Origin of the sequence: Pseudomonas sp. PDNC002 (assembly GCF_016919445.1) — a bacterium.
In the GTDB taxonomy this organism is placed as follows: Bacteria; Pseudomonadota; Gammaproteobacteria; order Pseudomonadales; family Pseudomonadaceae; genus Pseudomonas.
The window spans coordinates 6,213,218-6,232,692 of the sequence record NZ_CP070356.1; the positions used below are offsets into that span (position 1 = coordinate 6,213,218).

The window sequence follows — 19,475 nt, forward strand, 5'->3', positions numbered from 1 at the left end:
CCTCTCCCAAAGGGAGAGGGGACTGATCGGCACAGGATGAAACCAAGGCACTCGCCGACTCGGACGGCCCCCTCTCCCAAAGGGAGAGGGGACTGATCGGCACAGGATGCAACCAAGGCACTCGCCGACACGGACGGCCCCCTCTCCCAAAGGGAGAGGGGACTGATCGGCACAGGATGCAACCAAGGCACTCGCCGACACGGACGGCCACCTCTCCCAAAGGGAGAGGGGACTGATCGGCGCAGGATGAAACCAAGGCACTCGCCGACACGGACGGCCCCCTCTCCCAAAGGGAGAGGGGACTGATCGGCACAGGATGCAACCAAGGCACTCGCCGACACGGACGGCCACCTCTCCCAAAGGGAGAGGGGACTGATCGGCGCAGGATGAAACCAAGGCACTCGCCGACACGGACGGCCCCCTCTCCCTTTGGGAGAGGGCTGGGGTGAGGGGAAGGCTGAGGCAGAGCAAGCCCCCTAGCGCAACAACCCCATCTCCTTCGCCCGCGCCACCGCCTGCGTGCGGCGCTCGACGCCGAGCTTGTCGTTGATGTGCCGCGCGTGGCTCTTCACCGTGTGCAGGGAGATGAACAGGCGCTCGCTGATTTCCTGGTTGGAACAGCCCAGGGCGATCAGTTCCAGCACCGCCAATTCCCGTCCGCTGAGGCAATCGTTGATCGCCACGCTGCGCTCCGGTGCGGCCGGCAAGCGTTCACGCAGGGCCTCGATGGCCGGCGAGGAAGCCCGCACGGCCAGTTGCTCGCGCAACCATTCCGGATGCCGCAGCAGCACCTCATGCAGGGGAACCAGCAGGCCGGCGGCCAGGCCGTTCAGGCACTCGCCCAACTCGAACGCGGCTTCGCGCTCACGACCGTCCTGCAGCAACAGCGCCACCAGTTGGCCCTGGGCGAAGCGCGCCTGCAGTTGCGCACCGCCCTGCAAGGCGCCACTGGTCACGGCGCGCAGCCGCGCCTGGGCATCGACCATGCGGCCTTCGCGACGCTCCAATTGCGCCTGGAGCATCTGCACACTGCGGGGTAGCTGCGGCGAACACTCCGGCGGCGTCGCCGGCTCGTCGCCGGTGTAGGTGTGGCCCAGGCGCTCCAGCCACGCAGTGGCCAGTTCGACCTGGCCCTGGCCGAGCCAGAGCTCACACTTGATCAACGTGATGGCCGACAGGTAGTAGACCGGCGGCACGTCCCACACATGCATCATCCGCTCGACTTCAGCGAGGTGGGCGAAGGCGCGGGTGTAGTTGCCCAGCCGCCCTTCCAGGCTGGCCAGCACGCAGAAGCCGATGACCAGACTGATGTCACGGCAGGCACGGGCTTCCTCAATGCCGGCCTTGAGGCATTTGCGCGCCTCGTCCGGCTGTAGCGCCAGGCTGCGCAGGTAGCCCTGGTAAAGCATCAGTCGGCCGCGTACCGCGTAGCGACGCTGCGAGGACAGGCCGGACAGCCGCGCCAAACCCTGGCGCACCTCGTCTTCGGCACGCAGCACCTCGCCGCGCGCCTGCAATACGCGGGCGCGGTCGTAATGCACCATGGCCTCGAACAGCGGATTGCCGAAGCGTTGCGCCAGCTCCAGCGCTTCCCGGTTGAGCCCGCGTGCGCGCCAGAGGTCGTCGCGCACGATGGCCAGGTTGCTCAAGGTCGACAGGCACAGCAGGCGTGGGCCGAAGCGCTCCGGGCCGAGGCCGCGCATGGCCTCCTCGCAATGCCGCTCGGCGGCATCGATCTCGCCACGGCCGCGCGCGATCACGCCCATCAGGGCCTGCCATTGCGCCAGCAGATCGCGCTGGGTGGCGCCATCGGCGGCGGGCAGGAAACGCGACAGTTGCAGGGCCAGTTCTTCCGCCGCATCCAACTGGCAGGCGAGCGCCAGCGCCCAGCTGTACAGCACGATCAGGCGCGGTGTGCTGGCCAGCAGGCTGTCGGGCAGGTCCATCTTCCAGCGCAGCAACGTGGCGACGTTCTGCTCGGCGAGCAATTGTTCTTCTGAAAGGCTCTGCACCAGGTTCGCCGCGACTTCCGGATGACCGGCGCGCAACGCCTGTTCCACCGCATCATCGAACAGGCCCTGGCCGCTGAACCAGCGGCAGGCGCGCAGGTGCAGCGCCGCCGTCGAAGGGCCGGAGCCGGGCAATGGCCGCGCCATCAGCAGGTCGGAGAACAGGTGGTGGTAGCGGAACCACTGGCCCTGCTCGTCCAGAGGTACCAGGAACACCTGGTGCTGCTGCAGGTAACGCAGGATCGCCGCGCTGTCGTGGGCATCGCGCAAGGCGTCGCACAGCTCGGCGGAGAAGCGTTCGAAGCGCGCGGTCTGGGCCAGGAACACCTGGACCTCCGGCGACTGTTTGTCGATCACCTCTTCCAATAGATAGTCGCGGATCAGCTCCTCGGCGCCATGCACCGACAGGTCAGGCACGTTGGCCGCCAGTTCGTCGCCGTGGGCCAGCAGCCACAGGCGCAGCCCGGCGATCCAGCCCTCGCTACGCTCGACCAGGTTGTCGAGGGCATTGTCGTCCAGCTGCGCGCCGTTGGCGGAGACCAGTTGCGCAGTCTCCTCGACGGTCAGGCGCAGGTCCTGTTCGCTGAATTCCAGCAGTTGCCGCGACAGGCGCAGGCGCGCGAGGTGCCAGTCCGGACGCTGGCGGCTGGTGACCAGCACGACCAGGCCTTCGGGCTGGTGATTGAGGAGGAATTGCAGGCAACGGTCGAGTACCGCGCCCTGGGCCAGGTGGTAGTCGTCGAGCACCAGCAGCAGCGGCCGCTCGGCGGACAGGCTGTTCACCAGCTCATCGAGCAGGTCGTCGAGCCAGGCTTCGAAGGCGAATGGCTGGTGTCGCTGGCGCATCTTCAGGAGGCCGAGGGCCTCTTCGCCGAGCGTCGGGAAATGCAGGCGCAAGCCATCGAGCAGGCGCTCGAGGAAACGTCCCGGATCGCTATCCCTTGCACTGAGCCCCAGCCAAAGACTGCCCCACTGGCTTTCCAGCGTCTGACAGAATTCGATGGCAAGGGAACTCTTGCCGAACCCCGCCGGCGCAGACACCAGTATCAGCCGTCCCTCCAACCCGGCCGCCATGCGCTCGCACAGACGCGAACGGGCGACGTGGCCATGCGGCAGCGGCGGCCGGAAGAACCGGTTGCCCGCGCTGGAGGGAACATCGGTCAATCTTGGCAGAGTCGAGAAGTCGGTCATCGGCCTGGCTCTTGCTCTAGCTCTTATCACTATGTCGACGGAGCCTAGCCGCTCATGAGCGGTATTTGAAGCCAATTTTGTTACCTTTGCTCACAAGATGACTGGAAGGCAGCCGACATTCTTCCCTCCATTCATCTGACAGATGATTCCCCATAAAAAAACCGGCCCGAAGGCCGGTCTTTTTTTACCGCGGAACCACCCGTGGGGATCGGGGGATCAGCGCACGCCTTCCTGGCGAAGCGCTGCCGGGGTGAAGTCGCTTTCCGAGGCGCTGTAGTTGAAGTCGTAGGCGGATTTCTCCTCGTTCTTCAGGCCCAGCACCAGGTAACGACCGGACAGCAGGTCATACAGGGTTTCCGCGGTGTACCACGGTACCTGGTAGTTGTAGTAGTACTGGTTGAACGCCTCGGCGACGCGCCACAGGGTGCCGCGACCGTCGTAGTGGTCGATCTCCACGGCCTGCCAGGTGTCCTCGTCGATGAAGAAGTCACGCTTGGCGTAGATGTGGCGCTCGCCCGGCTTCAGGGTGGCGGTCACGTGCCACACGCGGTGCAGTTCGTAGCGGGCCAGGTCCTGGTTCAGGTGGCCGGGCTTGATGATGTCCGAATACTTCAGCTTCGGATCATCCATCTTGTAGTTGTTGTACGGGATGTACAGCTCCTGCTTGCCCACCAGCTTCCAGTCGTAGCGGTCCGGCGCACCGTTGTACATGTCCAGGTTGTCGGAGGTACGCAGGCCGTCGGCGGCGGTACCCGGGCCGTCGTAGGATACCTGCGGGGCGCGGCGCACACGACGTTGACCGGCGTTGTAGAGCCAGGCCAGACGCGGTTCCTTCACCTGGTCGAGGGTCTCGTGCACCAGCAGTACGTTACCGGCCAGACGCGCCGGGGCGGTGACGCGCTGCTTGAAGTAGAACAGCACGTTGCTCGGCTTGCTGGCGTCGTAGTCCTTCAGGTCGGTACGGAAGACGAATTCGTCCTGGAAGTACACCAGCGAGTAGGAACCGTTGACCTGCGGCGTAGCCTGGGTCACCAGCCGGCGCACGTGGCCGCCACGGTAGCGGGTGATGTGGTTCCAGATGACTTCCAGGCCATCCTTCGGAATCGGGAAGGGGTTGGCCACCTGGAAGTTCTCCAGGCCGTTGCCGCCCTGCAGCAGCTTGGTGGCGGTGGCGTTCTTCTTGGTCGCCTCAAGCACGTTGGCCGGCACGGTGGCGGTGCGGTGCGTGGTGTACACCGGCATCTTGTAGGTGTCGGGGTAGCGCTTGAACATGGCTTGCTGGCCAGGGGTCAGCTTGTCCTTGTACTGGTCCATGTTCTGCGCGGTGATGGTGAACAGCGGCTTCTCGCTGGCGAACGGATCGCTGAGGAAGCCCTTGCTGTCAGCGCTGCCGGCGTTCTTGGGCAGGCCGCCGGTCCAGGCCGGGATGCTGCCATCGGCGTTGCCGGCCTTTTCCGCACCCATCGGGGTCAGGGTAGTGCCGAGCTTGGCCGCTTCATCGGCAGAGACGGCCGCCATCACCTGGGAGGCGATGAGGCTGAGCGCCAGGGCGCCCGTGTGCAGCAGGATCTTTGTTGTTCTCATTCGTTTATCGTCCTCGTTGAGTCTTTGCCCACCGTGATGGCCGCCCTTGCGGGGATGCCCTGAAAGAACGGTTCACGGGTCTTGTCTGCTGCTCGCGCGGGCCGGGTCACCCAGCCCGCGCGGATGGCCCGCCGCGAGGGCGGGCCGCTTGCCGGTTGAACGGCCGGCTTAGAAGGTCACACCGAAGCTCAGGCTGACGAAGTCACGGTCATCGACGGTGGAGTACTTGCCATCGAAGTAGTTGGTGTAGGCCAGGCTGGCGGTGTAGGTGTTCAGGTAGTCAGCATCGATACCCAGGCTGACCGCCTTGCGGCCTTCCTCGAAGTTACCGCCGGGGCCGGGGGAGTAGCCGTCCACGTCGTGGGACCAGGCCACGTTGGGCTTCAGGTTCACGCCGGCGAACACATCGTTGTAGTCCCAGATCGCACGGGCGCGGTAGCCCCAGGAGTCGGCGGTGGTGAAGCCGTCGCTTTCGCACTTGCGCGACAGGTTGTTCTGCGGACCGGAGCCCAGGGTGGACGCGTTGAGCGCCTCGCAGGTCGGGCGGCCGTTGAGGCTGCCGTTCAGCGGGCCCGGGCCGAACACGGGGTCACGGCCGTAGCGTGCATCGTTCTGGCTTTCCAGGCCGCCCACGTGGGTCCAGCCCACTTCGCCCACCAGGGTCAGACGCTCGGCACCCATCACCTGGTCGAAGAAGTGGGTGAAGGTGGTCTGCAGCTGGGTGACTTCCTTGCGGCGGTAGCCGTGCAGGTCTTCACCGGCGTTACCGGTCAGCACCGAGGCGTTGTCGTAGATGTGATTGCCGCCGATGGCCACCGGATCGAGGCCGGAGTACAGGATGTCGGTGGTGTTCAGCTGTACCGGCGCGTTCGGACGGTAGCTGATCTCGCCCTGCCAGGCGGTGCCGGTGGGCAGCGTGGTGGAGAAGCTCAGGCCGTACAGGCGGATGTCTTCGGGATATTCGATGAAGTAGCTGGAGTTGCCCGCCATCGCCGCCGCACCGGCCTGGGCCGCTAGCTGCGCGCCGCCAGGTATCCGCGCGATGTTGGTGATCAGCTGGTTGATCTGCGCGACCTTGGAGGCGTCGGCGCCACGACCGCTGAAGATCGGCAGGCGGCTGTGGTAGTTCATGTAGTAGCCGCCGAACTCGGTGTTCAGACTGTCGGCGAAGTATTTCAGCGAGAGGCCATACTGGCCGCTGTCGCGGGCGTCACGGTCCGGGCCGCGACGGACCACCAGGCCTTCGTCCCACGGCGACGGGGTCACCGCCAGGTTCGGGCCGAGCAGGGCATTCAGGGTGCGGATCGAGGCGGCGTTGTTGGTCAGCACCGCCAGGTTCTGGGTGCAACCGTCAGCCACCACATCAGGCTGGGAGAAGAAGGTGCCGCAGTTGTCGACCACCGTCTGGTCCCACTCCAGCTGGTAGAAGCCTTCGGCGGAGAGGTTCTCGGTCAGGTTCTGCGACAGGTAGAACATGTTCACCGGCACCAGGGCTTCCTTGATCTCGGAGCCCGGACGGCGGAAGGCAGTGACGTCGAACGGGTTGATCACGCTGATGCCGTTCTGGATGAAGGTACTTTCACCCCAGTTCACCACCTGCTTGCCCAGGCGCACGGTGCCCGGCAGGTCGGCGATGTTGTAGTTGTGATAGATGAAGGCGTCGAGAATTTCACCGCCGGAGGCCTGGGCGGCTTCCTTGCGGTTGTGGTCGGAGAGCGGCTTGAACTCGGTATTTTCGTCCTTCTGCTCGAAGTCATACCAGTACTTGCCACGTACGAACACGCCGGTGTCGCCGTACTTGAGTTCGAGGTCGTGGATGCCCTTGAAGATCTTCGAGAAGGTCTTGCCGGCCTTGTAGTTCAGGTGACCATCGTCGGAGGTCTGGGACAGGCCCTTGCCGCCGTTGTTCACGCCGATGAGGTTGCTGTTCGGATTCTCAGTCGACCAGCTGGCCCCCACGGACAGCGTCGAGTCGAACGAACCTTCGATTTCCCCGATGTTGAAGCTGACGGCGGAAGCGGGAGTCGCCAGCGAGGACGCCAGGCTGACTGCCAGCGGCAACCGTGCCAGGCGCCAGATATGTTGCATGGTTTTCATCGACGCTACTCCATGTGTTTTTTGTTATGAGTAGTGGCGACTATATCCAGCGTCCTACAACGCTTGATCGCTCGAAAGTGTGATTTCTCTTACAAAGGCCCTGACTAGACGCTTGCGCCGGGCCCCAGGGGCCGTCATCACTGGGCTGCGCCGTGCCAAGCGCTTGCTTGGCCGGCGCGGTGAAAACCCTGACTTACCGGTCGTCGGTCATACCGTGGAAAGGAACGCGCTACCGGCTTCCTGCCATTGGGCGATGTCTACCCGGATACGCTTCTTGTCGAGCTTGCCGACACTGGTCTTGGGAACTTCAGTAACAATGGCGATCTGCGAGGGAATCGCCCACTTGTTGATGTTCCCCTGCTCGACGAAAGGCTTGAGGTGATCCTTCAATCCCTTGGCGTCCAGCCCCTGGCCTTCGCGCAGCACCAGCAGCGCGAAGGGTCGCTCGCCCCACTGCGGATCGGGCACGCCGACCACCGCTACTTCGCGCACCGCCGGATGGCGGCTGATCAGGTCTTCCAGCTCCAGCGAAGACAGCCACTCGCCGCCGGTCTTGATGACGTCCTTGATCCGATCGCGGATATCGATGAAGCCCATGCCGTCCAGGGTCGCCACATCGCCGGTGTGCATCCAGCCGCCGGCCCAGAGCTCCTCGCCCTTCTGCGGCTCCTGGAAATAGCCCTGGGTCAGCCAGGGAGCGCGCAGGACCAGCTCGCCCTGGGATTCGCCATCGGCCGGCAGGAACTGGCCGTGTTCGTCCATGATCGCCGCCTCCACCATCGGCACCGGCACGCCGGCCTTGATGCGGTAGGTGGTGCGCTCGTCCTCGCTGCCCTCGCGCAACTCCTGGTTGAGGTAGGCGCAGGAGATCAGCGGGCAGGTCTCGGACATGCCATACGCCGCCGTGAGCTGGATGCCACGCGCCTTGGCCGCCTCGTACAGGGCACGGTTCAGCGCGCTGCCGCCGATGATGATCTTCAGCCCGGCGAAGTCGTGGTCCTTGGCGCTGTGCGCGTTGAGCATCATCTGCAGGATGGTCGGCACGCAGTGGGAGAAGGTCACCTTCTCCTCGCGGATCAGCTTGCACAGCAGGTCCGGTTCGTAACGACCCGGATACACCTGCTTCACGCCCAGCATGGTCGCCACGTAGGGCACGCCCCAGGCGTGGACGTGGAACATCGGGGTGATCGGCATGTAGACATCGTCGGTGCCCATCAGGCGGATGCTGTCCAGGCTGCCGATGGTGGAAGCCATGGCCAGGGTGTGCAGCACGAGCTGGCGGTGGGTGAAGTACACACCCTTGGGGTTACCGGTGGTGCCGGTGGTGTAGAAGGTGGTCGCCACCGAGTTCTCGTCGAAATCGGGGAAGGCGTAGCGCGGGCTGGCGGCGGCCAGCAGGGTCTCGTACTCGCCGACGCAGTTGGGCAGCGTGCTGCTCTTGTCGGCGCCGTCGGTGATCAGCAGGGTCTTTTCCACCGTGGTCAGCTGCCCGGCGATGCCCTGGTAGAGCGCGGCGAACTCGCTGTTGACCAGCACGAAGCGGTCCTCGGCGTGGTTCATGGTGTAGAGGATCTGGTCCGGCGAGAGGCGGATGTTGATGGTGTGCAGCACCGCGCCGATCATCGGGATGGCGAACATGCACTCCAGGTAACGGTGGCTGTCCCAGTCCATCACCGCCACGGTGTCACCGGCCTTCACGCCGGCCTCGCTCAGCACGTTGGCCAAGCGCGCGACGCGCTCGTTGAAGGTGGCATAGCTGTAACGCACGGTGTCGCGATAGACGATCTCCCTGCCCTTTTCGTAACGACTGCCCGACAGCAGCAGGCTCTTGATCAACAGCGGGTACTGATAGGCGTTCTGTGCAGCAGGGATGACGCGGGTCTTCAGCATGGCGTGCGCACTCTCAAGGCTGGATTTCGAGTTGAGTCTCATCAGGATGAGACCGACTCTAGAGCGCCCCGGCGCACCATTCATCAGTCAAAAGAGTGATTTGCCGATGACTCTTTGGCGACATCCGGTCACGCGGTAGAATCCTGGCGCCCGGTCGTTCACAGCCGGCCTCCTTACCCGGAGCCCGCGTATGGCCTGCGAGCTAGCGCAGCCGACTGAACACGGGCTCCTACAACAAGAGCGAAGAGGTTAGATTCATGTCCGAGATCGTCATCGTCAGCGGCGCCCGTACTCCCATGGGCGGCTTCCAGGGCAGCCTGTCCGGCGTTTCCGCCGTCGACCTGGGCGCCATCGCCATCCGCGAAGCCATTTCCCGTGCCGGCATCCAGCCCGAGGACGTGCAGGAAGTGATCATGGGCAACGTACTGCCCGCCGGTCTGAAACAGGGCCCGGCCCGCCAGGCGTCGCTGAACGCGGGCCTGCCCGCCGCCACCGGCTGCACCACCATCAACAAGCTCTGCGGCTCGGGCATGAAGGCCGTGATGCTGGCCCATGACCTGCTGAAAGCAGGCACTAACAGCGTGATGGTCGCCGGCGGCATGGAAAGCATGTCCAACGCCCCCTACGTGATCGAGAAGGCCCGCACCGGCCTGCGCATGGGCCACGGCGAGATCAAGGACCACATGTTCCTCGACGGCCTGGAAGACGCCCGCACCGGTCGCCTGATGGGCTCCTTCGCCCAGGAAACCGCCGACAAGTACAACGTCACCCGCGAAGAGATGGACGCCTATGCCATCGAGTCGCTGCAGCGCGCCCAGGCCGCCATCAAGGACGGTTCGCTGGCCTCGGAAATCGTCCCGGTCACCGTCACCACCCGCAAGGGCGAGACCGTGGTGAAGGACGACGAGCAGCCGCTGACCGCCAACCTGGACAAGATCCCCGGCCTGCGCCCGGCCTTCCGCAAGGACGGCACCATCACCGCCGCCAACGCCAGCTCCATCTCCGACGGCGCCTCCGCGCTGGTTCTGATGACCGCCGAGGAAGCCGCGCGCCGTGGCCTGAAGCCGCTGGCGAAGATCGTTGCCCACGCCACCCAGAGCCAGGACCCGGCCGAGTTCACCCTGGCCCCGATCGGCGCCATGACCAACCTGTTCAAGAAGGCCGGCTGGAGCAAGGACGACGTCGACCTGTTCGAGATCAACGAAGCCTTCGCCATGGTCACCATGCTCGCCATGCGCGAACACGGCCTGGACCACGCCAAGGTCAACGTCTACGGCGGCGCCTGCGCCCAGGGCCACCCGGTCGGTTCCACCGGCTCGCGGATCATCGTCACCCTGATCAACGCCCTGCAGAAGAAGGGCGGCAAGCGTGGCGTGGCCTCGCTGTGCATCGGCGGCGGCGAAGCCACCGCGGTGGCGATCGAACTGGTCTGATCGCGATACCGGCATGAAAAAGGGGCGCCCAAGGCGCCCCTTTTTCGTATCCGCGTCCGGTCGGAACGCCTGCTCGCGCATCGCCCCACGGGAACGCTCCCGGCTCAGGCCGGCGCCACCTTCGCCGCGTGGGGCGCCGTGCGCGGGAAGACCACGGCGGCGAGGAAAGTGATCGCGCCGAGCACCGCGAGGATCAGGTACAGCCCCGCCAACCCCTGGCGCGGCTCGATGTAGCTGATCAACGGGATCGCCGCCGCGCTGGCACCGAACGACACGAAGTAACGCAAAGCGAACACCCGCGCCTGCCACTGCGGCGCAACGAAGTTGGCGACCATCGCATCGTTCACCGTCACCTGGCCGAACACCGCGAACATGAACAGTGCGCCGATCACCGCCACCGGCCAGCCCGAGGCGTAGGCGAGCGCCACCAGCAGCGGCCCCTGGACCAGCGTCATGATCAGGAACGGCGCCTTGAGGCTGAAGCGGTCCAGCAGGCGCCCCATGATCAGCTGCGCCACGGCACCGAAGGCATACGCCAGGCTGACCACCACGCCAAGGCTTTCCGGAGACGACAGCAACTCTTCCAGGCGCACCTGGAACAGGCGCGGATAGGTCACGGTACTGGCGTTGAAGATCACTCCACCGGTCGCCGTCACCAGCGCCAGCACGCCAAATACGCGGGGCATCGACAGCTTCTGTCCGCCCACCCCGCGCGGCGCCGGATGCGCCACCGGCACCGGCTCCTCGGCGCGCACCTGCCAGGCGAAGCCGATACCGATCAGCACCGAGATGACACCCGGCAGGATGAACGCCGCGCGCCAGCCGAAGTGCGCAACCAGAAAGCCGGTCAGCAGCGCGGCAAAGGCGACGCCCAGGTTGCCCCACATACCGTTGATGCCGATTTCGTGGCCACGGTTGCGCGCATGGGCCACCAGCATCGCGGTACCCACCGGATGGTAAATGGCGGCGAACACCCCGATCAGGGTCAGGCCGGTGACCAGCATCGGCACCGAATTCGCCAGCCCGGTAAAAACGGAAGCCACGCCGATGCCGAAGAAGAACAGCTGCATCATGTGCCGGCGATCCCATTTGTCGCCTAGCCAGCCGGCGGGGATCGAGCACGCGCCGAAGGCGATGAAGCCGCCCAGGGACAGGCCGATCATCTGCGCGTAGCTCAGGCCGAAACTCTGCGTCATGCCCAGCACGGCGGCCGGGAAGATCAGCATGAACATGTGGTCGATGATGTGGGCGGCATTGATGTAGCGGATGATCGTTCGAGGTCGGGACATGGCATCGGCTCTCGGTTTGGGTGGGAGGAGAGAGCATGCTAGGGTGTCGTGAAAACGCAGACCTGACAGAAAAGTCATCAAATCCGCCATGCACCTGGACCTCTCCGACGACCTCCGCCTCGCTGCCGTCGGCCTCGACTACGCCGACGGCCACCACGTGCAATCCCACGATCACCCGCAGGCACAGCTGCTGTATGCCGCCAGCGGGATGATGCGGCTGGTCACCCGCCAGGGCGCCTGGGTCATCCCGCCCAGCCGCGCGGTGTGGATTCCACCGGGCACCCGGCACGAGATCCACATGTGCGGGGAAGTGCACATGCGCACCCTGTTCATCCGCGCCGAAGCCTGCCCGGACAACCTCACGGATTGCTGCGTGCTGGCGGTCACCCCGCTGCTGCGGGAAATGATTCTGCGCTGCATCCGCTGGCAGGCGCAGCCGGGCGAGCCGGGGCTGCCACTGCTGGAGCAGTTGATCCTGCTGGAAATCGCCACCCTGGAGCGGCTGCCGCTGGCCTTGCCGCTCCCTGGCGATCGACGCCTGAAGGCGATCTGCAAGGCGCTGCTCAAGCACCCTGAGCACCCGCACACCCTGGAGGACTGGGGCCAGCAGGTGGGCGCCAGCTCACGCACCCTGGCGCGGCTGTTCCGTCAGGAACTGGGAATGAGCTATCAGGAATGGCGCCAGCAGCTGCGCCTGACCGAAGCCCTGCCGCGCCTGCTGGCCGGCGAGAGCGTGCAGAGCGTGGCGGCGGCGCTGGGCTACACCAGCGGCCGCGCGTTCAGCGCGATGTTCCGCAGGCTATTGGGGGAAAACCCGCGGGAGTACCTGCAGGCATTGGCGCAGTTGGCGGAGATCAAGGCCTGACCCTGGCCACATCGTCCCCGTATCCGCCCTACATCGAAGGGCCGCTTGCGTTCGATAGCCGTTGTAGGAGCGGATCTTATCCGCGAAGAGGTTCGCTTTCTGCCGGGACATCCGGCGTGCTTGGTTGGGAATTCGCGGACAAGGTCCGCTCCTACCTGATAGTTCTGCGTGCGGGATCGGCCCTCACCCTAACCCTCTCCCAGGGGGAGAGGGAACCGTTAGGTGCAGGATGAAGCCTCAGCGTCAGTCGGCTCGGGCTGCCCCCTCTCCCTGAGGGAAAGGGCTGGGGTGAGGGGGATGCATTGGTATGGCCTTCCCAGGAAAAGACAGTTGCTCCTACGGGAACGAACCCTGCTAGTCGGCAACGCAGGAGGTTGGGCGGTTCGCGAGCAAGCTCGCTCCTGCGAAAAGCGGCTCGGCCTCAGCGCAGCTCGGTGAATGCCAGCTTGATCCCCAGCCCAATCAGCACCACGCCCATCATCCGGTCGAACCAGTGGCCCATGCGGGCGAAACCGGCGCGCACGCGCTGCTGGCTGAACAGCAGCGCCACCAGGCAAAACCACGCCGCCGTGGCGCATGCCAGGTAAACGCCATAGCCAGACTGCACCAGCAACGGCGTGTGCGGGTTGATCACCACGGTGAAGAGCGAGAGGAAGAACAGCGTCGCCTTCGGGTTCAGGCCATTGGTGACGAAGCCGGCGACATAGGCGCCCCGCGCCGTGCGGGCAACCGGCGCGGCGACGTTCTCGGCGGCGGACGGATCAGCCGGCCGCGCCCGCAGGGCCTTGATGCCGATGTACAGCAGATAGGCCGCGGCCAGCCATTTCAGCGCGTTGAACAGCACGATGGACTGCGACACGATCAGGCCGATGCCCAGCAGCGAATAGGTGACGTGGAGGAAGATCGCGCTGCCTACGCCCAGCGCCGTCCAGGTGCCGGCGCGGCGGCCGTGGGCCACGCTCTCGCGCACCACCACGGCGAAGTCCGGGCCGGGGCTGGCCACCGCCAGCAGATGAATGAGTGCCACCGTGAGAAATTCCGCCCAGTACATCGCGCCTCCGCACACCCTTGGAAAATTGGTTAGGCTGGTCACCTTACGTCAGTCCGTTTTGCCGCAAAAGGTACAGCTGCCCATGAACAGCCCGCGCGCCGTCTTTCTCGACCATGCCTCCCTCGACCTCGGTGACCTCGATCTTGCACCGCTGCGCGCACCGTTCGGCGAACTGGTCCTGCATGGGCGCAGCGATACGCAGCAGGTGGCCGAACGCCTCGCGGGCGCTCAGGTGGCGATCAGCAACAAGGTGCGTATCGGCGCCGAGGTGTTCGAGCAATGTCCGAGCCTCAAGCTGATCCTGGTGGCCGCCACCGGTACCAACAACGTCGACCTCGACGCCGCGCGCCGACACGGGGTGACCGTGAGCAACTGCCAGGGCTATGGCACCCCGTCGGTGGCCCAGCACACCCTGATGCTGCTGCTCGCCCTGGCCACCCGCCTGCCCGACTACCAGGCGGCGATCCGCGCCGGGCGCTGGCAGCAGGCGCCGCAGTTCTGCCTGCTGGACTTCCCCATCGTCGAACTGGAGGGCAAGACCCTCGGCCTGCTCGGCCACGGCGAGCTGGGCGGCGCGGTGGCGAGGCTGGCCGAAGCCTTCGGCATGCGCGTGCTGCTCGGCGCCCTGCCCGGCCGACCGCCACGGGCTGATCGCCTGCCCCTGGACGACCTGTTGCCGCAGGTAGATGCCCTGACCCTGCACTGCCCGCTGACCGATGCCACGCGCAACCTCATCGGGCAGCGCGAGCTGGACCTGATGAAACCCCACGCCTTCCTGATCAACACCGCCCGTGGTGGCCTGGTCGACGAACAGGCGCTGGCCGATACCCTGCGCCGTGGCCATCTCGGTGGCGCGGCATTCGACGTGCTCAGCGTCGAGCCGCCGAAGGACGGCAACCCACTGCTGGCCGGCGACATCCCGCGCTTCATCCTCACCCCGCACAGCGCCTGGGGCAGCCGTGAGGCCCGGCAGCGCATCGTCGACCAGTTGAGCGAAAACGCCGCCGGCTTCTTTGCCGGCGAGCCGCGCCGGGTGGTGGCGCCATGAGCCTGCATCTGGTCTGCGGCGACGGTGCCGCCGATGCCCTGCGCCGAGCGGTGGAGGCCGGCGTGCTGGTCGAGAAAAAGATCCGCGTGATGCCGGACGACCTGGCCGTCGGCCCACTCGCCGACGTGGACTCGCCGCCCTGCCTGCAACGCGCCGCGTTCTGGCATGAGCTGGGCGGCGACGCCCTGCGTGAGCGAGAAATCGCCATCGAGTTGGTCACCGACGCGAACTGGCTGCGCAGCCCCGACGTCAGCTCCGTCACTCTCTGGCACGGCGACAGCGCCAGCGAGCAACTTTTACTGCGCCGCGTCTGCGCGCTGCTGCCGGCCAATGTCACCCTGCGCAGCGTCGGCGCCGGGAGTGGCCAGTGCCGCAGCGAGGACCGCCACGCCATCGCCATGCTCAAACCCATTGAGCTGGCCGACGCGCTGGCTGGCAGCCACGAACTGAACGCCGCCGAGCGCCAGCGCCTGGGCGCGGACTGGCAGCACGCACTGGCCGAGAATGCCGAACTGCGCCTGTGGCTGGACGGCCAACTGAGTGCCACCGGTTACGCGCACATCGACCGCATCCTGCTGGACAGCGCCAGCGAGTCCTGGCGCCCGGTGCAGTCGCTGATCGGTCCAACCATGGCCTACGTCGACGGCCTGTTCGTCAGCGACCTGCTGGCCGCCTGGCGCCTGCGCGAACAAGTCGCGGCGGGCATGCTGGAACTGCGTGGCGACGACTTCTGGAAGAACGCCGAGGTGCGGCTCGCCTAGGCTCGGCCGCGGCAGCCCTGCTAAACTCGCGCCCTTTTTTCGAGGAGGCCGCATGTCCAACGCCCCCACCAGTGAAGTGCTGTTGCGCCAGATCGAGCGCTTCCAGGGCCGCGTCCTGCTCGCCGGCCTGCCCGCCGACGCCCTGCTCGGCGACCTGCCGCAGGCCCAGGGCTGGAGCTGGCACGCCGGAGACGTCAAACAGCTCGAAGCTCGATATGCCGGCCGCTGCCACTTCGGCGCCACGCCGCCCGCGGGCACGTTCGAAGCCGCCGTGCTGTTCCTGCCCAAGTCCCGCGAACTGACCGACTACCTGCTGGCCGCGCTGGCGAGTTGCGTGCCGGATGGCGAGCTGTACCTGGTCGGTGAGAAACGCGCCGGCGTCGAGCGCGCCAGCAAGCAGCTCGGCGAATTCGGCCGCGCCAGCAAGCTGGACAGCGCCCGCCATTGCCAGCTCTGGCATACACACATCGAAGGCGCCCCGGCCGCTCCCGACCTGCACGCGCTCGCGCAGCGCTATGAACTGCCGCTGGCCGACGGCCCGCTGCAGGTCATCACCCTGCCCGGCGTGTTCAGCCATGGCCGCCTGGATCGTGGCAGCGCCCTGCTACTCGAACACCTGGACAAGCTGCCGGCCGGCCATCTGCTGGACTTCGGCTGTGGCGCCGGCGTACTCGGAGCCACGCTCAAACGACGTTATCCACAGAGCCAGCTGACCCTGCTGGACGTCGACGCTTTCGCGGTCGAAAGCAGCCGCCTGACACTGGTCGCCAACGGACTGGAAGGTGAGGTGATCGCCGGTGACGGCATCGACGCCGCGCCGAACGATCTCAACGCCATCGTCAGCAACCCGCCCTTCCACCAGGGCGTGCACACCAGCTACGCCGCCACCGAACACCTGCTGCGCCAGTCGGCTCGCCATTTGGTGAGCGGCGGCGAACTGCGCCTGGTGGCCAACAGCTTCCTGAAATACCCGCCGCTGATCGAGCAGCACCTGGGCCCCTGCCGCACCCTGGCCGAGGCCGACGGCTTCCGTATCTACAGCGCCCGGCGCTGATCCCAGGCTCGCACTACACTCCACCGAGCCTGCCCGGATCGGCGCATCGCCGCTCGCCCTGAAATATCGAGGACACCCGTGAATCGCAGAATCAAAGATGACGTCGAACTGACATTCGCCATGGGGCCGAAGGAGAAACCGCATCATCTGAAGCGCTCCCTCAAGCCACGCCACCTGAACATGATCGCCATCGGCGGCTCCATCGGCACCGGGTTGTTCGTCGCCTCCGGCAGCACCATCGCCACCGCCGGCCCCGGCGGTGCGCTGCTGGCCTACGCGCTGATCGGGCTGATGGTGTTCTTCCTGATGACCAGCCTCGGCGAGCTGGCGGCCTATATTCCCGATTCCGGCTCGTTCTGCACTTATGGCAGCCGTTTCATAGACGATGGCTTCGGTTTCGCCATGGGCTGGAACTACTGGTACAACTGGGCGGTGACCATTGCCGCCGAGTTGGTGGCAGCGCAACTGGTGATGAAATTCTGGTTCCCGGAAGTCTCGGGCATGTACTGGAGTGCCGGCTTCCTCGGCATCATGTTCATGCTCAACTTCTTCTCGGTGAAGGGCTTCGGCGAGAGCGAATTCTGGTTCGCGCTGATCAAGGTGGTGGCCGTGGTGATCTTCATCGGCATCGGCCTGGCCAGCATCATCGGCATCATGCACGGCATCGACAGCCCCGGCTTCAGCAACTTCACCACCGGTGACGCGCCCTTCGTCGGCGGCCTGCAGGCGATGATCGGGGTGGCGATGATCGCCGGCTTCTCGTTCCAGGGCACCGAGCTGATCGGCGTCGCCGCGGGCGAATCGGAGAACCCGCAGAAGTCCATTCCCATCGCCATCCGCCAGGTGTTCTGGCGAATCCTGATGTTCTACATCCTGTCGATCTTCGTCATCGGCATGCTGATCCCCTACACCGATCCGAACCTGCTCAAGACCGACAGCAGCGACATCAGCACCTCGCCCTTCACCCTGCTGTTCGAGCGCGCGGGCCTCGCCGCCGCGGCCGGCGTGATGAACGCGGTGATCCTCTCGGCGATCCTCTCGGCCGGTAACTCCGGCATGTACGCCTCGACCCGGATGCTCTACACCATGGCCACCCAGGGCAAGGCGCCACGCCTGTTCAGCCAGGTGTCCGAGAGCGGCGTACCGCGCTACGCCCTGTACGCCACCACGCTGATCGGCGCGCTGTGCTTCCTCACCAGCTTCATCGGCGACAAGACCGTCTACACCTGGCTGCTCAACGCCTCGGGGATGTGCGGCTTCATCGTCTGGCTGGGCATCGCCGTGTCGCACTACCGCTTCCGCAAGGGCTTCGTCCTGCAGGGCGGCAACCTCAACGACCTGCCCTACCGCGCCAAGTGGTTCCCCTTTGGCCCGCTGTTCGCCTTCACCCTCTGCCTGATCATCACCCTGGGGCAGAACTACCAGGCCTTCGTCGGCGAACACGTGGACTGGGCCGGGCTGATCGCCACCTACATCACCATCCCGCTGTTCCTCGCGATCTGGCTGGGCTACCGCTTCAAGAACAAGACCCGCTTCATCCGCTACGAGGAGATGGACATTCGCCCCACCCGCGAATGATCCGACGCGCAGGCTTGCCCAAGTCCTACGACTTGGGCAGAATGCGCCCCGTCCTAGGGGAGTAGTCTCCCGCGAGCTCCCAGCTCGCCCGGTACGCGTCAACACACTTGGTCCGCAGACCATGGCGCGTACGATCCAGGCCTGCAGCGTTCAGGCCCGGGTTTGACAAGACCTATGACACGAGCAACCTGACCCGGGGCGGGCAGGTGGCGCGTGTCATGGTGATTAGTCGACCCGCCCCCTTTAGGAACGCCTGATGGAATCCCTCTTCGTCCCAACCCTGATCGTTGCCCTCGCGGAAATCGGCGACAAGACGCAACTGCTCGCGCTCGTCCTCGCCGCGCGTTTCCGCAAACCCTGGCCGATCATCGCCGGGATCATCGCCGCCACCCTGGCCAACCACTTCGCCGCCGGTGCCGTCGGCAGCTGGGTCGCCTCGTTCTTCTCCGAAGCCACGCTGAGCTGGGTGCTGGCCGTGTCCTTCCTGGCCGTTGCTGGCTGGACGCTGATTCCGGACAAGCTGGATGACGACGAAGAAGGTTCGCTGAAGAAGTTCGGCCCCTTCCTCACCACCCTGATCGCCTTCTTCCTCGCCGAGATGGGTGACAAGACCCAGGTCGCCACAGTCATGCTGGCCGCCCAGTACCCGCACTTCTGGCTGGTGGTCATCGGCACCACGCTGGGCATGCTGATTGCCAACGTGCCGGTGGTGCTGGCGGGCAACTTCGCTGCCGAGCGCCTGCCGCTCAACTTGATCCGTCGCCTGGCCGCCGCCGCCTTCGCCATCCTCGGCCTGGCCGCCGTGTGGCACGCGCTGAAACTGGGCGGCGTGCTCTGACCGACTGCTTTTCGCTGGGAGGCTGGCGCGCCGGCCAATGCCTGTGTATCGCCATCGATACACAGTGGCGCTTCCGCCTCCCACGACCAAGGAAGTCGTCATGCCGGAAAAGGACCTGAAGAAGATCGCCCGCCATCACATCGACCTCGCCTGGAACAAGGGACACCTGGCGTTGGTCGAGCAACTGCACAGCCCGGACTTCATCTACAAGAGCGCCTTCACCGCCCAGCCGCTGGACAACGCCGGCTACCGGGCGCTGGTGGAGGAGATTCGCAGTGGCATGGAGGACCTGGAAGTGGCCGTGGAGGAGTGCATCCGCGAGGGCAACAAGGTCTTCACCTGGAGCACCCTGATGGGCTGCATCGTTCGCCCGGTGCTGGGCTATCCGGCCAGCGACCGTATTGTCAGCATCTCGGCCATGGGCTTCTGGATATTCAACAGCCAGGACCAGTTGCAGGAATTGTGCACGCTGTTCGACATGGAAAGCTTCCGCGCGCAGATGGGATTGCCCAACCGGCCGTTTGCCGAGAAGGCACTGCCCTGACCCAGAAAAAGCCCGGCATCCGCCGGGCTTTTTTCCAGCCGCCATTTGTAGGAGCGGACCTTGTCCGCGAAGTCCGGCCACCAAGCCGATCCCGTCAGTGGCGCCGCAACCAAACCGACCAACCGGACAAAGTCGAGTATCGAGGGGTCGCCGGAAGCAGACGGCGTAATCGGACGGATTTCGCGGACAAGGTCCGCTCCTACTAGATGCTTCTGTGCTTGGGTCGGCCCTCTCCCACAGGGA

General features: G+C 65.6%; 14 protein-coding genes and 1 riboswitch. Of the genes, 8 read left to right on the forward strand and 6 right to left on the reverse strand.

Going from position 1 to position 19,475, the window contains the following annotated elements:
- Positions 1 to 476 precede the first annotated feature (476 nt).
- From JVX91_RS28140 to JVX91_RS28155, 4 genes are all read right to left on the reverse strand, one after another.
- Positions 477 to 3,200, reverse strand: coding sequence for a LuxR C-terminal-related transcriptional regulator (locus tag JVX91_RS28140; RefSeq protein ID WP_205337298.1), 2,724 nt, complete (start codon positions 3,198 to 3,200; stop codon positions 477 to 479).
- Positions 3,201 to 3,416: 216 nt separating this feature from the next.
- Positions 3,417 to 4,784, reverse strand: coding sequence for a DUF1329 domain-containing protein (locus tag JVX91_RS28145; RefSeq protein ID WP_205337299.1), 1,368 nt, complete (start codon positions 4,782 to 4,784; stop codon positions 3,417 to 3,419).
- A 168-nt stretch (positions 4,785 to 4,952) separates the two neighbouring features.
- Positions 4,953 to 6,881 carry a DUF1302 domain-containing protein gene (locus tag JVX91_RS28150; protein WP_205337300.1) on the reverse strand — a complete coding sequence of 643 codons (1,929 nt, stop codon included), beginning with the start codon at positions 6,879 to 6,881 and terminating at the stop codon, positions 4,953 to 4,955.
- A gap of 207 nt (positions 6,882 to 7,088) precedes the next feature.
- The gene (locus tag JVX91_RS28155) at positions 7,089 to 8,771 is read right to left on the reverse strand and encodes a fatty acid--CoA ligase (protein ID WP_205337301.1); all 1,683 of its coding nucleotides are present in this window, start codon (positions 8,769 to 8,771) and stop codon (positions 7,089 to 7,091) included.
- 257 nt (positions 8,772 to 9,028) lie between these two features.
- On the opposite strand from JVX91_RS28155, the gene JVX91_RS28160 reads away from it, so the two are divergent.
- Entirely contained in the window at positions 9,029 to 10,204 is a 1,176-nt protein-coding gene (locus tag JVX91_RS28160) for an acetyl-CoA C-acyltransferase (RefSeq protein WP_205337302.1), read from the forward strand.
- A gap of 104 nt (positions 10,205 to 10,308) precedes the next feature.
- Here JVX91_RS28160 and JVX91_RS28165 read toward each other — a convergent pair whose 3' ends face one another.
- On the reverse strand, positions 10,309 to 11,493 hold the full coding sequence (locus JVX91_RS28165; RefSeq protein ID WP_205337303.1) for an MFS transporter: 1,185 nt from the start codon (positions 11,491 to 11,493) through the stop codon (positions 10,309 to 10,311).
- Positions 11,494 to 11,581: 88 nt separating this feature from the next.
- Between JVX91_RS28165 and JVX91_RS28170 the strand changes: the two genes are divergently transcribed.
- On the forward strand, positions 11,582 to 12,358 hold the full coding sequence (locus JVX91_RS28170) for a helix-turn-helix transcriptional regulator (RefSeq protein ID WP_205337304.1): 777 nt from the start codon (positions 11,582 to 11,584) through the stop codon (positions 12,356 to 12,358).
- A 421-nt stretch (positions 12,359 to 12,779) separates the two neighbouring features.
- Here the strand turns inward: JVX91_RS28170 and JVX91_RS28175 are convergent, their stop codons facing one another.
- Positions 12,780 to 13,409 carry a LysE family transporter gene (locus tag JVX91_RS28175; protein WP_205337305.1) on the reverse strand — a complete coding sequence of 210 codons (630 nt, stop codon included), beginning with the start codon at positions 13,407 to 13,409 and terminating at the stop codon, positions 12,780 to 12,782.
- An 82-nt stretch (positions 13,410 to 13,491) separates the two neighbouring features.
- Here JVX91_RS28175 and JVX91_RS28180 point away from each other — a divergent pair, with 82 nt between their 5' ends.
- From JVX91_RS28180 to JVX91_RS28205, 6 genes are all read left to right on the forward strand, one after another.
- Positions 13,492 to 14,457: a 2-hydroxyacid dehydrogenase gene (locus JVX91_RS28180; RefSeq protein WP_205337306.1), complete on the forward strand. Its 966-nt coding sequence runs from the start codon at positions 13,492 to 13,494 to the stop codon at positions 14,455 to 14,457.
- Positions 14,454 to 15,218: a DUF1835 domain-containing protein gene (locus JVX91_RS28185; protein ID WP_205337307.1), complete on the forward strand. Its 765-nt coding sequence runs from the start codon at positions 14,454 to 14,456 to the stop codon at positions 15,216 to 15,218. The genes JVX91_RS28180 and JVX91_RS28185 overlap by 4 nt, the downstream gene beginning before the upstream one ends.
- A 52-nt stretch (positions 15,219 to 15,270) precedes the next feature.
- A complete protein-coding gene (locus tag JVX91_RS28190; protein WP_205337308.1) occupies positions 15,271 to 16,272 on the forward strand; it encodes a class I SAM-dependent methyltransferase in 1,002 nt (333 codons plus the stop codon).
- Positions 16,273 to 16,392: 120 nt separating this feature from the next.
- The gene (locus JVX91_RS28195) at positions 16,393 to 17,850 is read left to right on the forward strand and encodes an amino acid permease (protein ID WP_205340125.1); all 1,458 of its coding nucleotides are present in this window, start codon (positions 16,393 to 16,395) and stop codon (positions 17,848 to 17,850) included.
- Positions 17,851 to 17,894: 44 nt separating this feature from the next.
- Positions 17,895 to 18,101: riboswitch (yybP-ykoY riboswitch) on the forward strand.
- 5 nt (positions 18,102 to 18,106) lie between these two features.
- Entirely contained in the window at positions 18,107 to 18,688 is a 582-nt protein-coding gene (locus tag JVX91_RS28200; RefSeq protein ID WP_205337309.1) for a TMEM165/GDT1 family protein, read from the forward strand.
- A 100-nt stretch (positions 18,689 to 18,788) separates the two neighbouring features.
- Entirely contained in the window at positions 18,789 to 19,232 is a 444-nt protein-coding gene (locus JVX91_RS28205; protein WP_205337310.1) for a ketosteroid isomerase-related protein, read from the forward strand.
- Positions 19,233 to 19,475 lie beyond the last annotated feature (243 nt).